We start from the raw sequence: 16,486 nt of genomic DNA, 5'->3' as shown, positions 1-16,486 counted from the left end.
AAACTTTCTCAAGTACGGAGAAAAACTGCATTCCTACTCGGTTTTAGAAAGGATGGATACATATGAAAATGACTGTTGTCGGCTTTTGGGGCGGCTTTCCAGAAGCGGGAGAAGCAACGTCGGGGTATTTGTTTGAACACGATGGTTTTCGTTTACTTGTAGACTGTGGTAGTGGTGTACTAGCACAGCTTCAAAAATATATAACACCATCTGATATAGATGCAGTTGTACTGTCACACTATCATCACGATCATGTTGCGGACATTGGGGTATTGCAATATGCGAGATTAATTACGAGTGCGACAACAAGGCAACTACCGGAATTACCAATATACGGTCATACGTTTGACGAGAATGGATTCCATTCTTTAACACATGAACCACATACGAAAGGAATCGCGTACAATCCAGAAGAAACATTTCAAGTTGGACCGTTCTCGATTTCGTTCTTAAAAACTGTTCATCCTGTTACATGCTTTGCGATGCGTATTACAGCTGGAGATGATGCTGTAGTATACAGCGCTGATTCAAGTTATATTCCTGAATTCATTCCATTCACAAAAGATGCTGATCTTTTCATTTGTGAGTGTAATATGTATGCACATCAAGAGGCTGCAAAAGCAGGGCATATGAATAGTACAGAAGTAGCAAGTATTGCAAAACATGCGAATGTAAAAGAACTTTTATTAACGCACTTACCGCATACAGGCAACCCATCTGATTTAGTAACAGAAGCAAAACAAATTTTCAGTGGCCATATTACGCTAGCGCATAGTGGCTACGTATGGAACTCATGAGGTGATATGATGTTATTTATTGATAATAAAGGAATTACAGACCCTAGAATAAACTTAGCGATTGAAGAATATTGTGTGAAAAATTTAGATATTAACGAAACATATTTACTGTTCTACATTAACGAACCTTCGATTATCATTGGTAAAAACCAAAACACAGTAGAAGAAATTAATGCAGATTACGTAAAAGAAAAAGGTATTCATGTCGTTCGTCGTCTATCAGGCGGAGGTGCAGTATATCATGATTTAGGAAACTTAAACTTCAGTTTTATTACGAAAGATGATGGAGATAGTTTCAGCAACTTCAAAAAATTCACAGAGCCTGTAACGAAAGCGCTTGGTAAATTAGGTGTAAATGCAGAACTAAGTGGTCGTAACGACATTTTAGCTGAAGGTAGAAAAATTTCAGGTAACGCGCAGTTCTCAACGAAAGGTCGTATGTTCAGCCACGGTACGTTACTATTTGACTCTGAAATCGATCACGTCGTATCAGCGTTAAAAGTAAAAATGGATAAGATTCAATCAAAAGGTATTAAATCAATCCGTAGCCGCGTTGCGAACATTACAGAGTTTCTAAACGAAGAAATGACGACAGAAGAGTTTAGACAACTGCTTCTAGAAACAATTTTCGAAGGAGAAACAGAAATCCCAACGTATGAATTAACAGAAAATGATTGGAAAGAGATCCACAAACTTTCTGAAGAACGTTACCAAAATTGGGATTGGAACTACGGAAAATCACCGAAGTTCAACTTACAACATTCACACCGCTTCCCAGTTGGACAAGTTGATGTTCGTCTTGAAGTGAAAAAAGGAACAGTAACAGAATGTAAAATTTACGGCGACTTCTTCGGTTCACTAGATGTTCATGATATCGAAGAGCGTCTAACAGGCGTTCAGTTCGATAAAGATGCATTCACTGCAGCTTTAGAAGGCGTAGATATCGCACGCTACTTCGGTAACATTACAACAGAAGATTTCTTACATTTATTCTTCTAAAAATGAGGGAGGCTGCCATAAAGGCAGCCTCTTTCTTTTTGTAGTTTTGTCGATATAATTCCATTTACCACAAAATGTATACTTACAGGACATCTGCCTCTTATAAAGGAATATATATATGAAAAGGAGGCGGATCGATATGAAAAGGGTCATACACATTGTAATATTGCTCGGATTCGTCATTGGGATTGCAGCGTGTAACAGTGAAACTTCCTCAAGTCGTACCCTGTTATCTATTGGAAAGCCAGCGCGGGATAATGTTATATATTTTACGCATACAGATAACAAACGAAAGATACAGGATATACAGGACAGGTTTCAAAATAAGGAATGGGAAAGAAATGAAACATTCAGCACTGTTAATAAAACGCCAGATGTCGTCTTATCAATAGATGAAGACAATACAGGGTTACCGACATTATATGTTACGGTGTATTTTCATGCAGATGGAGCGGACGCGATCAACTTGTTTGGAGAGCATACAATGTTAAATAAAGAGGAACTTAATAAACTTAGAGAAAAGATGAATGCATATTATCCTAAAATGATTTCTGGTCTAGTTTCATAAATTACTTGCGAATAAAATCCCCTTATTTTTCCAAAGTAAACTAAGAGAAGGTGATCTGTCTATATGCAGTTAATAGAATATCACTTGCTACTTTAATTTTCTTTTAATATAATTAATTTAGAATTTTTAAATATTCTAAATTTTATAAAGGTGGGGTTTTTGTGAATCTCGTTCAATCTTTGGCTGAAACGGCAAAAAAGAAGGGGGATAAACCGGCTTATATATTTATGGATCAGTCGGTCTCATATGACCAATTAAACAAAATGGTCACAAGGTTTTCTAGCAATTTAGCAGAAATGGGCATTGGAAAAGGGGACAATGTCGCATTAGTTGTTGGGAACTCACCACATTTTTTGGTCGGTTTATACGGAACAATGAAAGCTGGAGCAACTGTTATTCCAGTTAATCCAATTTATACAGCAGACGAAATGCATTACATTTTACAAAATGGAGATGTAAAAACAATCATCGTACTCGACGTCCTTCTACCTGTTATACAATCTCTTACAACAAGACTTCCTTCATTAGAAAACATCATCATATGCGAAACCTCATCAGATTTTAACCATACAGAAACCGAAAAAATGAAAACGTTTACTAGTTTTGTGGGGGCTGGAGACTTACAATACGAAGGCCCTGAACTAGATGAAGAAGATGTAGCGGTTATCCTATACACTTCAGGTACAACTGGAAAACCAAAAGGCGCTATGTTAACACATAAAAATTTATATAGTAATGCGAATGATGTTGCGTCTTATTTACAATTTACTGCTGACGATCGCGTCGTTGCGGCACTGCCAATGTTCCATGTGTTCTGTTTAACAGTTGCGGTAAATGCACCGATTGTGAACGGGGCAACAATTTTAATGTTACCGAAATTTAGTCCGAAAGAAGTATTCCGTATTTGTCGCACGTACGAACCAACGATTTTTGCTGGCGTACCGACGATGTACAATTATTTATATTTATTTGAAGAAGCAAGCGCAGAAGATGTGAAGACGCTTCGTCTTTGTATTTCTGGTGGTGCATCGATGCCTGTTGCTCTTCTGCAAAACTTTGAAAAACGTTTTAATGTTATTGTTTCAGAGGGATACGGTTTATCAGAAGCATCACCAGTTACTTGTTTCAATCCGCTAGATCGTCCTCGTAAACCAGGATCAATTGGCACAAATATTTGGCATGTAGAAAATAAAATTGTAAATGAACTTGGGGAAGAAGTACCTGTCGGCGCAGTCGGCGAATTAATCGTTCGTGGACCTAACGTTATGAAAGGATACTATAATGCACCAGAAGATACAGCTGCGACATTGAAAGACGGCTGGCTATATACAGGTGACTTAGCGAAAATGGATGAAGAAGGTTACTTCTATATCGTTGATCGTAAAAAAGATATCGTTTTAGTTGGCGGTTATAACGTATACCCTCGTGAAGTAGAAGAAGTATTATATACGCACGAATCAGTAGCGGAAGTTGTTGTAATCGGTGTTCCTGATGAAAACTTAGGAGAAGCAGTGCGAGCTTACGTCGTTCTGAAACAAACGAACGTAACAGAAGAAGAACTAATGCATTACTGTACGTTACATTTAGCGAAATATAAAGTGCCGAAAAGCATTGAGTTTTTAATAGAATTACCGAAGAATACGACTGGTAAGTTGTTAAGAAGAGCATTGAGAGAGAAAGCGATGCAAGTGTAAAAATGAGGCAACCATCTTTGAAGGTGGTTGCCTCATTTTTTTGTGCATTGATTAAGCTGTGGTGCCATATATTTAAAGCTTCATATGACCAACAAGGAGGAGATATACATAGAACAGAAGGGATTAACGCTTACGGCGAGTGCAATATCTTATTTGTGAAATTATGGATGAACTCTGAAAATGATAAGAACGGTAATTTTAATCAAAATGGAGTAATGAACCGTGAATCAATGGCTACGGTGTTAGTAAATGCATATAAATTAGAATGGAATGGAAATAGTAAGTTACCAAAAGAATTTGCTGATTTGAAAAATCATTGGGCTCGAAGTATGCCAATATTTTAGTTTAGTAAGAAAATCCAAATTCCAAGTTGACACATATGAATTACAGAATTAAAATGAAAAGAAATCGAATACAATACATTAGAAGCTAATCAGATAAACTGAAGGCGCACAATGTTCACGTTTGTGAATATATTGTGTGCCTTTTTCTATTGTATAAACTAGGGGGGCTTAACGATGAAAAAGTGGGGTAAGACAGCGTTTATGAAAAGTACAGGTGTTTTATTATCAGCAGTTGTACTTTTATCAGGGTGTGGTTCGGCAACATCCACTAGTAATTCTGAAGGAAGTGGAGATAAACAAACAGTTGAGCTTTTAAATGTTTCGTATGATCCAACGAGGGAGTTATATCAAGATTTCAATAAAGATTTTGCGAAGTATTGGAAAGAGAAGCATGGGCAAACAGTAAATGTAAAACAATCACACGGGGGATCTGGAAGTCAAGCGCGCTCTGTTATTGATGGCTTAGAAGCAGACGTTGTTACACTAGCACTTGCTTATGATATTGATGCGATTAGTAAGAAAAAACAATTAGCAGAAGATTGGCAGAAGCGACTTGCGAATAATTCCACTCCGTACACGTCAACAATTGTATTTCTTGTTCGAAAAGGAAACCCGAAAGGAATTAAAGACTGGGATGATTTAACGAAAAAAGGTGTGTCTGTCATTACACCAAACCCAAAAACATCAGGCGGGGCACGTTGGAACTATTTAGCGGCGTGGGGATACGCACTGAAAAAATATAATAATAGTGAAGATAAGACGAAAGAGTTTGTTAGCCAAATTTATAAAAACGTAGAAGTATTAGATTCAGGAGCGCGCGGAGCAACGACAACATTTGTTGAAAAAGGAATTGGTGACGTATTAATCGCATGGGAAAATGAAGCGTTATTATCTCAAAAAGAGCTTGGAAAAGATAAATTTGAAATTGTAACCCCTTCTATTAGTGTACTTGCAGAACCACCAGTAGCGGTTGTAGATAAAGTCGTTGATAAAAAAGGAACGAAAAAAGTAGCAGAAGGGTATCTTGAATATTTGTACTCAGAAAAAGGACAGGAAATTGCGGCGAAAAACTTTTATCGTCCGCGCAATGAAAAAGTAGCAGAAAAATATGCATCCCAATTTCCGAAAGTTCAATTATTTACTGTAGATGAACTATTTGGTGGTTGGAAAAAAGCACAGGAGAAACACTTTAATGACGGCGGCGTATTCGATAAAATTTATCAAAAATAATGCGTACTGCTAAAGGGGGATGAGGTGAAAGAGGATGAGGAAGAAACGTGTTTTACCAGGGTTTGGATTATCGCTTGGATTTACAATGTTGTACATGAGTTTATTCGTACTTATACCACTTTCTATCGTATTTATTCAAACTTCACAGTTAGGTTGGAAGAAGTTCGCTGGGGTTATAACGAACGAGCGTGTGTTGCATTCCTATCAAGTTAGTTTTACAACTTCATTTGCAGCTGCTATTGTAAATGCCATTTTCGGTTTATTAATAGCTTGGGTGCTCGTACGCTACAAATTTCCAGGGAAACGACTATTAGACGGACTCATTGATTTACCGTTTGCACTTCCGACAGCTGTAGCTGGTATTACACTTACAACGCTTTATGCGGAAAATGGATGGATTGGGAAAATATTTAGTCTGTTTCACATAAAAGTAGCTTTTACACCACTCGGAATTATCGTTGCGCTTACTTTTATCGGTTTACCATTTGTCGTTCGAATGGTGCAACCAGTGCTGCAAAATATTGATAAAGAAGTAGAAGAGGCAGCTTCGAGTTTAGGTGCATCCCGCTTGCAAATATTTGTGAAAATCATTTTACCAGAGATCTTTCCCGCTCTTCTTGCAGGTTTTTCACTCGCATTTGCAAGAGCATTAGGAGAATACGGATCTGTCGTTTTCATCGCAGGTAATATGCCGATGAAAACAGAAATTGCGCCACTGATGATTATGACGAAACTAGAACAATATGATTATGCGGGGGCAACAGCTGTAGCGACCGTGATGCTTATTATTTCTCTCCTTTTCCTTCTTCTTATTAATATGATTCAAAGCTGGAGTAGAAGGCATGAACTAAAAAGTGAATAGGAGGAGAGAAAATGGAACCAACATTATTAGAAAAGAAAATAGTAAAAAGCGCATCAGCTAAAAAAGAATCTAAGCTTGTACCAGGCATATTAATTACGATTACAGTTTTATTTTTATCTCTCTTTCTATTACTGCCACTCATAACTATTTTTCTAAAAGCCTTTGAAAGAGGGATGGATGTATACATTGCCGCTATTACAGATCAAGAAGCATTTTCAGCAATTAGATTAACGCTTCTCGTTGCGTTAATCGTTGTGCCGCTTAATACGATATTTGGGGTAGCGGCCGCGTGGCTTATTACAAAGTTTCAGTTTAAAGGAAAACAAGTATTACTCTCTCTTATTGAACTGCCGTTTGCTGTGTCACCAGTTATCGCAGGATTAGTATTCGTTTTACTTTTCACACCGAGGGGTGCTCTTGGCGAATGGTTACTTGAACATGGAGTGAAACTCATTTTCTCTGTACCAGGCATTATTATTGCAACAATCTTTGTAACCTTCCCGTTCGTTGCACGTGAATTAATTCCCATTATGCAGGCGCAAGGGAAAAGTGAAGAAGAGGCAGCTTTATCACTTGGCGCAAGTGGCTGGAAAATGTTTTGGCGCGTTACGCTTCCAAATATAAAATGGGGTCTTTTGTACGGCATGATTCTATGTAATGCCCGTGCTATCGGTGAGTTTGGAGCCGTTTCTGTCGTATCAGGTCACGTGCGTGGCATTACGAACACGATGCCGCTTCATATTGAAATTTTGTACAATGAATATCAATTTTCAGCAGCATTTGCAGTAGCGACGTTAATGTCATTAATTGCAGTGTTTACACTCGTTATAAAAAACTGGATTGAATGGCGAATGGAAAAACGACAATAAGAGGGGGATTACGGTGAGTATTCAAATTCAAGGTGTATCAAAGCAATATGGTACATTTCAAGCACTAACAGACATTCATTTGGATATTCCAAAAGGTGAACTTGTTGCCTTATTAGGCCCGTCAGGTTCTGGGAAAACGACGTTATTACGCATTATTGCAGGATTAGAAGAAGCGGATGGAGGCTCTGTTTCATTTGATGGAGAAGATTTAACAGACATTCACGTGAAAAACAGGCAAGTCGGTTTCGTCTTTCAGCACTATGCGCTCTTTAAACATATGAATGTATTTGAGAATGTCGCTTTCGGTTTAAAAGTAAGAAAGAAAAGCTTAAGACCGTCAGCAGAAGCGATAGAAGAAAAGGTAACAGAATTATTAAAGCTCGTAAAAATGGATGGCTTTGCTAAACGTTATCCAGCGCAATTATCTGGTGGACAACGTCAACGTATTGCACTAGCCCGGGCACTTGCAGTCGAACCGAAAATTTTATTACTTGATGAACCGTTCGGTGCACTCGATGCGAAGGTGAGAAAAGAATTACGCAGATGGCTCCGAAAATTACATGACGAATTTCAAATTACGAGCGTATTCGTAACACATGATCAAGAAGAAGCGTTAGACGTTGCAGACCGCATCGTTGTAATGAATGAAGGTTGCATTGAACAAATGGGAACACCGGAAGAAGTATATGAAAACCCAGCAAGTCCGTTTGTATATGACTTTTTAGGAAATGTAAATTTATTTCACGGCCGCGTTCATAAAGGAAAGCTAAATGTAGGATCAATCGAACTAGAAGCACCAGAGCATAAGCACGTTTCCAACGTAGACGGAATAGCCTACGTAAGGCCGCATGACTTATCAATCTCTCGTACGAAACAAAGCGTAGATGCAATCCCGGCAAAAGTATCTTATTTTCACGCAGTCGGACCTGTCGTATATGTAGAATTAAAACGAGATGGAACAGATGAGTACTTAGAAGCAGAAATAAGTAAAGAACAGTTCAAGCATCTCAGCATTCAAGCGGGTGATGTTGTATACGTACAGCCGAAAGAAGTGAAGGTGTTTATTCCGGAGGATTTTGTGATTTAAGAGTGTTTACTCTTAAATTACAAAATCTATTAATAAGAAAAGGTCTCCTAAAAAATATTTTAGGAGACCTTTTCTTTGTTTATCGTAATAACTTTTTCTCATATGAAATGTAGTCGGAAGTTTGTATATATAATAGCGGAGCGTGTTCAACTATTTGATACGAGTAGTAATGAAGATGTTTCTCTTACTTTCTTAAACACAGTTATTACAATTAGAAGACCCACATTTATGCTATTCCAATGAAACTTAATGTATTAGCTTCATTGGAATACTAGAACAAAAGTGAATGTAAAAGTTTAGTTGAATCATGTTCATATTCTGTTGTTAGTAAATAATAATAGATGTGATTATTGTAATCTTAAATTATATAACAGAATTAATTATCTGTAATGATATTTTAAAAATTGTTATTAAATTGTCGTATTTTGTGCACAGAATCTTCAAAACTTTAAAACTGTATTTACTTTACTCTTTAGTTTATATAAATTGTGATATGTAACATTATATATGTTAAAAATATTTCAGTGAGGTGAGTTTATGGAAGGTAAGAAACAAAGGAAGTGGTATCAGTATTTAATACAACTTATCGTAGTTGCATTAATTGTTACTTCTATACCACTGAATGGGTTGGCAGAAACGGCACCACCGTTTACACCATCTCCAAATTCAGAACAAAGTCCAGAAGTGGAAAAGAAAGAGGAACAGGAACAGGAATTACCAGCTCCGCATCCAGATCAATTAAAGAAGGATAAGGCTAAAACACAGGCGAGTCCGACTGAGATTGTAGAAGAAAGAACGGAAACCGAAAAGGTTTTTGATAACAATGATGGTACTTTTACAAAGAGGGTATATACGGAACCGATTCATGCAGAGAAAGATGGAAAGCTAGAAGAGGTTTCACCAAAATTAGTAGAAGCACCAAATGAAAAAATTGTAACGGAAAATACAACATTAGAACCAGAGTTCGAGAAAGCGACACAAGATGGAAAGTACGTTCAATTTAAAGTAAAAGATCATACTATTCAGTATAAACTAATAAGTGCAAATGGTGAAAAAGGTGAAATGAAGCCATCACCAGTAACCGCAACACATGAAAATAATACAGTATGGTATAAAGGGGTCTTCCCAAATATTGATTTAAAGAGTACGACATTCAATGAAAATGTAAAAGAAGATTTTGTATTACGTGAGTATACAGGACACCACATTTTTACATTTGCATTAGAAACAGATTTAACACCTAGCTTACAGGAAAATGGTTCAATCGACTTCCAAGATGAGAAAAAAGAAAAAGTATTCACATTGCCGAAACCATATATGAATGATTCCAATGTGGATCAGCAATCAGGTGAGGCTGTAACGTCAGATGCGGTTCGCTACAATATTGAGAAGAAAGATGAAAAAACATATACATTAACTGTTACTGCCGACCCGCAGTGGTTACAAGCACCAGAGCGAAAATATCCGGTATATGTAGATCCTTCAATTGAATTGGATAATTTTGAAAATGCTTACGCTTCAAGTGCGTATCCAACTGTCAATTATTCAGGGGGAAAACTTTGGGATTCAGGTCAAAATGCTTATACGTTAAAAGTTGGATATTATGATGGAGCATCTGGAACTAATTTTTCATTTATTAAACCAGATGTTTCAAACTTAAAGGGTGCAAAGATTGAAAGTGCAACATTCCATGCCTATGCAGTTTGGCATTATTATGCGAATCAACCAAATGGTGTTTGGTTAGATGAAGTAACAAGTGGATGGAATGTTGGAAGTGTAAACTGGAATAACAAACCAGGTTCTAACAACATTGCACACGCTGATGTGGGCCGCGGAAAATGGGCCCAGTTCAATGTAACGAATACAGTGAAAGCATGGGTAGAAGGCGCAAGACAAAACAATGGCTTTAAGCTACATGCAAATGGTAATGGTCAAAACCATTGGAAGAAATTCATTGCAGCTGAAAATGGAACGAATGCACCATTCTTGGAAGTGAAATATTCCTACGCAAAACCAAATAAGCCAAGAGTACAAGCTTACTCAAATGGGAGTGGGAGTGGTTCAGGTCACTTCAATGTACAATGGGACGCAGTTCCAGGAGCAACAGGTTATAAAGTTGCCATTTTTAATGGATATGACTATGAATATATTCCTGTTGGGAATGTGACAAGCTGGACGACGAAAGATAAAAAAATATTCCCGACGCCAGAAGAAATTGCACAAGGGCGTTACTGGATACATGATGACGGAAAAGGTGCAGAAGCGCCTACTAACCCAGGACAAATATATAAAAATGCTTACGAGTCAGGAGGTCCATACGGGGATTATAGCGGAAGAAGTAGCTACTGGATTCGTATTGTAGCAGAGTATCCGTTTGGGGATAGTCCACTTTCAGATGAAATAGTTCCATTTATTCCATTAGAACAAGTGAAAAAGCCAGACGGATCGGCCTATATTAATGCGACAGATAAGGAAACAGGATATGTCACATTAAAGTGGGATGCAGTTCCAGCGGCTGCAGGCTATAAAGTTTGGATTTATAACGGAAAAGATTACGAAGCGTTCGATGTAGGGAATAAAACAAATTGGACAACGCAAAATGAGAAAATTTGGCCAACGAAAGATGAAATTGCAAAAGGCCAATATTTACTTCATCATGATAAAAAAGGTGCAGAATTAGCAGTTGATCCATCACCTGTGTATAAGAATTCTGGCGGAATTTATGCTGGCTTTAAAAATTATTGGTTCCGTGTAACAGCGTATAGTAAAGCCGGACATGCTGAAAGTGAAATTTCGCATGAGTTTGTACCTAAATTTGCTCAAGATTTTGGGTTTATAGGGATGTTTGATTACTGGGCATCAGTTCCGGTACTAAATGGTAAAGTAAATGCTACAAATGGTAACTTTATCATGAGTGAAAAAGATATTACGTTATCAGGGCGCGGACCGGATGTATCAGTGGAAAGAACGTATAATAGCCAAAGTAAAAAAGTAGGTTTATTTGGTACAGGTTGGTCTAGTGGATTAGAAGAAAGAATTTTGGCTGAAGGAAATGGAAACTTACTATTAATTTCTGCCGATGGCGCAAATATTACTTTTACTAGAACGGGAGATAATACGTATCAAGCCCCTACTGGTATATATTTAGAAATTAAACAAGTATCAGGCGGATATGAAATAAAAGATAAAGACCAAACCGTTACTTTCTATAAATCTGGAGATGCACAAGGTCGTATCCAGTATACAAAAGATAAATACGGAAATACGACGACATATGAGTATGATGGGGAATCACGTTTATCAAAAGTAAAGAACGCTTCTGGTAAAGAGTTAGTCGTACAATATGATGGAAATAATAAAAAAGCAGCAAGAGTAATCGGCCCAGATAGCAAGACGATTACATTTAAATATGATGGAGATTTACTCGTTTCTTCTACAACACCAGAAGGAAAAGTATATAAATACGGATATGATAATGGATTACTAACATCTATTTATGATCCGCAACATACCGATGCAAAACCATATAAAACATCGTATGCATACGAGAATAATAGGTTAGTAAAAGTAACCGATCCATTAGGAAAAGCTACGACATTAGCATATAATACAGATGCGAAAGAAGTTACGTTAACGAATCCTAAAGGGCGTAAAACTGTTTATACGTATAACGATGCTGGAAACCCAGTCAAAACAGTTGAAGATTCTGGACGTCTAAATTTAACAACAACATATGAATATAATGCAAATAACCTAGTAAAAACAACAACTCCTAAAAATCAAACAGAAACAGCGACCTATGATGGTAATGGGAATGTAACTTCTGTTACTGATGAAATGGGAACAGAAAAGTTTGAGTACAATAAAGACAACGGGCTTATAAAAGCGACAGATAACGAAAATCGTGAAACAACAGTTGCTTATAAGGCTGCAAATACAGAAGTATCTGAAACAGACCAAGCAGCAAATACATCATCTTTCATGCAGTATGATCAGTTTGGAAATCCAATTGCGACAACTAGAGAGTTGGGAACAGGAGAAAACCTGATTCAAAATCCAAGCTTTGAAATGAACGGTACGGAAAAATGGGTACCAGTAAATGTGAATAATTCCGGATCTATTACAAAAGATGCAACACCGGCACCAGGTGGTCTGGGCGGAGAATCATCACTTAAAATTTCAACAAAAGCAACGAATAATGATTGGGGCTATATTGCTGCAATTCAAGAAGTAACGTTAGAACCAAATACAACGTATACGTTAAGCGGTATGATGAAAACGGATTTAGCCAATGGTGCTGCTTTCTTCAATGTACAGTTATTAAATGAAAACGGTGCTGGTGTAGATGGTGGATGGCATGATACTCGTCACAATAAAGTTCAAGGAACGAGGGATTGGGTTAACCGTCAAGTTACTTTTAAAACAACAGAACAAACGAGAAAAGTAAAAATCTATTTACAAGTAGAAAATGGCGGTTCTGCTACGAGCGGTTCTGTCTGGTTTGATAAGATTCAACTAGAAAAAGGTGAAGTTTCTTCTAGCTTTAACCCAATTGAAAATAGTAGTTTAGAAAATATGGCGGGAAATGGCTGTATGCCAGGTTGGATTCGAGGAGATGGAACAAGCTGTGATCCGAAAGATGTTTCTCAGCAAGAGAGCTTTACGGGACATTCATCTATTGTATTAGAGCGTAGCCAATATGGTGGTTTAGATGTAGGATATGGCAAGCATATCACTATAAATCAGAAAAAAGCAGAACCAATTACGCTAACAGGAATGTCTAAATCAGTAAATGTAGAAAATACTGCACCAGATAAACTCTCTCGAGATTACTCTATTTGGGCAGATGTACATTATCAAGATGGTAGTGGGGAAAATTTCCAAGCGAAATTCCCAAGTGGGACAAATGATTGGAATCGTAGTGCGGTTGTAATCCCTGCCACTAAACCAATTAAACGTATGGAAGTTTATATGCTCTTTAGAAGAGAGAATAAAGGAAAAGTTTGGTTTGATGATATACGCCTATTAGAAGGAAATGCTCTTATAAAAAATGAGTACGACAACGATGGAAATGTTGTTGCGACGTATGATGAAGAAGGACAGAAAAATACATTCGCATACGATGCATCAGGAAATAAAAAGAGCGAGACAGATGAAAAAGGAAATACAAAACTATATGATTATAACAAAGATAATCTATTAACGAAGGTTACATTAAAAAATGGTACCTCTGTAAATTATCGTTATGATCATAATGGAAACACAACAGAAAAATCTGTTATGTTTGGTGGGAAAACACAAACACACAAATATGAGTATGATGTAGATAACAAAAATACAGTGTATATCGATGCGTTAAACCGTCGTATTGAAAATACGTACGATGAAAATGCAAACAAGATTAAAACAAAAATGCCAAACGGCTCTATTCTAGAATCTGTATATGATACAGCAGATCGTGTCGTTGGTGAAAAGCGCAACGGAAAAGATTCATTTACATTTGAACGTGATCAAAATGGACAAGTTACGAAAGTAAAAGACCATGTCAATGGTGTAGAACGCACGAAAACATACGATAAGGCTGACCGTGTCACAAGTGCAACAGATAGCCGAGGCGGAAAAATTGACTGGGCATACCACGACAAAGCAAACAGTAAGACAGAAAAACTAAAAGAACAAACAGTAACACAAGGCGGATACACAAATAAAGTATCGTATGACTATAACACGCTAGATCAAAACATTCGTGTAACAGACGGTTCTCAAACGTATCGATTTGATTATGACGATCAAGGAAATGTTCGTACGTATACAGCTGGAAATGGTTCAGGTTCTACTTTCAACTATGATCATGCGAACAAAATTAAAGATTTAGTAGTAGGTACGTCAAATAGTATTCTACTTTCTGAACGATATGAATATGACCAAGCGGGTAACCGTACGAAGATTAAACATGAAGGTGCGGGCGGAAAAGTAACGGAAACAAACTTTGTATATGACCCGATCAACCAACTATTAAATGAAGCATTACCAAACGGAACAACTAAATCATACACATATGATGGATTTGGAAACCGTACAAGTGTGAAAGTTGTAGAGAATGGAAAAGAAACAAAATCTATAGCGGCAACATTCAATGAAGGAAATCAGCTTGTCAAATTCGGAAATGAATCATTAACATATGATGCGAATGGGAATCGTACATCTGATGGAAAGTACAAGTATACATGGAACGAAGATGACCAACTTGTAGCCATCACAAAACAAGGTGAGAGCAATGCATTCGCAACTTATAAGTATGATGAGGATAATCGTCGTATTGAAAAGAGTATAAATGGTCAAGTAACACGTTATTTCTATGATGGAGACAGCATTAACCCATTATATGAGACAGATGGTAGTGGAAATGTTCTTCGTCAATATGTATATTCCACAAGTGGTACACGCTTAGCTATGAAATCAAAAGGGCAAACGCTATACTATCACTATAACCCACGTGGTGATGTAGTCGCGATGACAGATCAAAATAGAGAAGTTGTAGCAACGTATGAATATGATGCATGGGGTAACGTATTAAAGAGTGATACGAAAGGTATCGCAGCAGACAATCCGTTTGGATATGCCGGATACATGTATGATAAAGAGATTGGCATGTATTACCTGATTGCGAGATACTTTAATCCAGACCATGGTGTGTTCTTATCGGTGGATCCTGATCCGGGTGATGAAGATGATCCGGTTACGATGAATGGGTATACTTATGCGGATAATAATCCGGTGATGAAGGTCGACCCTGATGGTCACTATGCAGTGAATATTAAGACAAAATGGTTTCAAGCTTGGGGGAACTTGGATAGAAAAGTAACACAATGGAGTAAAAATGGTTATGTGGGTAAGCATGTAGCTGCAAAAACAGCAAAAGGAGCAAGAAATGGTGCTGTTATCGGTGGTTTGGCAGGTGCTGGATATACTCAGTTCAATAGATTTTTTAAAGTTGGCCGAGGTGTAGGCGGATTGGGTCCTAAAAAATTCACTCCCACAAATGTAGGGATTATTGGTGGAGCGGTAATTGGGGCGCATGTAGGTGCTACAAAGGGTGCTATTAGTGGATATGCACAACACTGGATAGGAAAGGGATATGTGAAGGTTAAACCAAAGGCTATTTCATGGTGGAATAGTAGAGGGAAAAGAAAAAAATGAATATTTTAATCGATAAAAAATTATGTGGCAACACATATAGATAGATATCTTATATCTCAGCTGTCCTCCAATTATTAAATGTAATCTTTGGAGGACAATTTTATGTGATAGTAAGGTATCAAATGTAGTATTAAAATAAACGCAAAAATAAAGTATAGTTGTAATCACAAGTATAGTCAGTTTTATAAAAAATTAATGGAGTGACATCAATATGGCAATTGTAATAACTGTGGGTTTAATATTGTTAGGTTTCATTTTTATTTGTCTAAGTATTTATAAATTCGTAAAAGAGATTAAAGAACAGGCAACAAAGAAAGATAAATGGGGTATTGTGTGGGCTCATATTTTAGAACTATTTAATAATCCTTTATATGGACCACCATTTTATTTTCTATTGGGAGGAATTTTTTTTATAATAGGTTTTTTGCTCTTATTTGTGGGTATAGGATGGGTTGAAGGATAAGAAATTGGCATGTATTACTTGATTGCTCGTTACACTACAAAAAGGACTATTCTAAATTAAATTTTAGATAGTCTTTTTTATTGTAAAAATAGGTACTGAATTAATACTAACCACAAATGGTGTAGAACACACGAAAACATACGATAAAGCTGACCGCGTCACAAGTGCAACAGATAGCCGAGGCGGAAAAATTGATTGGGCATACCACGACAAAGCAAACAGTAAGACAGAAAAACTAAAAGAACAAACAGTAACGCAAGGTGGATATACCAATACAGTATCGTATGACTACTACAACACGTTAGATCAAAATATTCGTGTGACAGACGGTTCTCAAACGTATCGATTTGATTATGACGATCAAGGAAATGTT

General features: G+C 37.1%; 12 protein-coding genes and 1 pseudogene. All 13 read left to right on the top strand.

Annotated features, from left to right (window positions below; all coding sequences use genetic code 11):
• Positions 1-62 precede the first annotated feature (62 nt).
• Positions 63-797 carry an MBL fold metallo-hydrolase gene (locus IBT51_RS26085; protein WP_200458439.1) on the top strand — a complete coding sequence of 245 codons (735 nt, stop codon included), beginning with the start codon at positions 63-65 and terminating at the stop codon, positions 795-797.
• Positions 798-806: 9 nt separating this feature from the next.
• Entirely contained in the window at positions 807-1,796 is a 990-nt protein-coding gene (gene lplA / locus IBT51_RS26080; RefSeq protein ID WP_059304035.1) for a lipoate--protein ligase, read from the top strand.
• A gap of 139 nt (positions 1,797-1,935) precedes the next feature.
• Complete coding sequence (locus tag IBT51_RS26075) at positions 1,936-2,364, top strand: hypothetical protein (RefSeq protein WP_053565059.1); 429 nt, start codon at positions 1,936-1,938, stop codon at positions 2,362-2,364.
• A gap of 161 nt (positions 2,365-2,525) precedes the next feature.
• Positions 2,526-4,058 (top strand): fatty acid--CoA ligase family protein, encoded by a 1,533-nt coding sequence (locus tag IBT51_RS26070; protein ID WP_053565058.1) that lies wholly within the window; start codon positions 2,526-2,528, stop codon positions 4,056-4,058.
• Between the two features lie 167 nt (positions 4,059-4,225).
• Entirely contained in the window at positions 4,226-4,402 is a 177-nt protein-coding gene (locus tag IBT51_RS27355) for a hypothetical protein (protein WP_002195255.1), read from the top strand.
• 174 nt (positions 4,403-4,576) lie between these two features.
• Positions 4,577-5,632, top strand: coding sequence for a sulfate ABC transporter substrate-binding protein (locus tag IBT51_RS26060; RefSeq protein WP_200458438.1), 1,056 nt, complete (start codon positions 4,577-4,579; stop codon positions 5,630-5,632).
• 34 nt (positions 5,633-5,666) lie between these two features.
• Positions 5,667-6,494 (top strand): sulfate ABC transporter permease subunit CysT, encoded by an 828-nt coding sequence (gene cysT / locus IBT51_RS26055; RefSeq protein ID WP_001227879.1) that lies wholly within the window; start codon positions 5,667-5,669, stop codon positions 6,492-6,494.
• An 11-nt stretch (positions 6,495-6,505) separates the two neighbouring features.
• Positions 6,506-7,363, top strand: a complete 858-nt coding sequence (gene cysW / locus IBT51_RS26050) for a sulfate ABC transporter permease subunit CysW (protein WP_200458437.1) — start codon at positions 6,506-6,508, stop codon at positions 7,361-7,363.
• Positions 7,364-7,376: 13 nt separating this feature from the next.
• Entirely contained in the window at positions 7,377-8,450 is a 1,074-nt protein-coding gene (locus IBT51_RS26045; protein ID WP_200458436.1) for a TOBE-like domain-containing protein, read from the top strand.
• A 75-nt stretch (positions 8,451-8,525) separates the two neighbouring features.
• Positions 8,526-8,693: a hypothetical protein gene (locus IBT51_RS26040; RefSeq protein WP_170924962.1), complete on the top strand. Its 168-nt coding sequence runs from the start codon at positions 8,526-8,528 to the stop codon at positions 8,691-8,693.
• A 294-nt stretch (positions 8,694-8,987) separates the two neighbouring features.
• On the top strand, positions 8,988-15,650 hold the full coding sequence (locus IBT51_RS26035; protein WP_088022529.1) for a DNRLRE domain-containing protein: 6,663 nt from the start codon (positions 8,988-8,990) through the stop codon (positions 15,648-15,650).
• Positions 15,651-15,861: 211 nt separating this feature from the next.
• The gene (locus tag IBT51_RS26030; protein ID WP_088022528.1) at positions 15,862-16,113 is read left to right on the top strand and encodes a hypothetical protein; all 252 of its coding nucleotides are present in this window, start codon (positions 15,862-15,864) and stop codon (positions 16,111-16,113) included.
• A 115-nt stretch (positions 16,114-16,228) separates the two neighbouring features.
• A pseudogene (locus tag IBT51_RS27280) lies at positions 16,229-16,486 on the top strand (hypothetical protein); the annotation flags it as partial.

Source organism: Bacillus sp. S71 (genome assembly GCF_016625265.1).
Lineage (GTDB): Bacteria > Bacillota > Bacilli > Bacillales > Bacillaceae_G > Bacillus_A > Bacillus_A cereus.
Note: the sequence above shows the minus strand (reverse complement) of the source record. Positions and strands in the feature narration are given on the sequence as shown.

Excerpts from the sequence above, each read along its gene's own strand:
- IBT51_RS27355 (WP_002195255.1), top strand. The coding sequence starts at position 4,226 with ATGAACTCTGAAAATGATAAGAACGGTAATTTTAATCAAAATGGAGTA.
- IBT51_RS26075 (WP_053565059.1), top strand. The coding sequence starts at position 1,936 with ATGAAAAGGGTCATACACATTGTAATATTGCTCGGATTCGTCATTGGG.
- cysW (WP_200458437.1), top strand. The coding sequence starts at position 6,506 with ATGGAACCAACATTATTAGAAAAGAAAATAGTAAAAAGCGCATCAGCT.
- IBT51_RS26085 (WP_200458439.1), top strand. The coding sequence starts at position 63 with ATGAAAATGACTGTTGTCGGCTTTTGGGGCGGCTTTCCAGAAGCGGGA.
- IBT51_RS26060 (WP_200458438.1), top strand. The coding sequence starts at position 4,577 with ATGAAAAAGTGGGGTAAGACAGCGTTTATGAAAAGTACAGGTGTTTTA.
- IBT51_RS26035 (WP_088022529.1), top strand. The coding sequence starts at position 8,988 with ATGGAAGGTAAGAAACAAAGGAAGTGGTATCAGTATTTAATACAACTT.
- cysT (WP_001227879.1), top strand. The coding sequence starts at position 5,667 with ATGAGGAAGAAACGTGTTTTACCAGGGTTTGGATTATCGCTTGGATTT.
- IBT51_RS26030 (WP_088022528.1), top strand. The coding sequence starts at position 15,862 with ATGGCAATTGTAATAACTGTGGGTTTAATATTGTTAGGTTTCATTTTT.
- lplA (WP_059304035.1), top strand. The coding sequence starts at position 807 with ATGTTATTTATTGATAATAAAGGAATTACAGACCCTAGAATAAACTTA.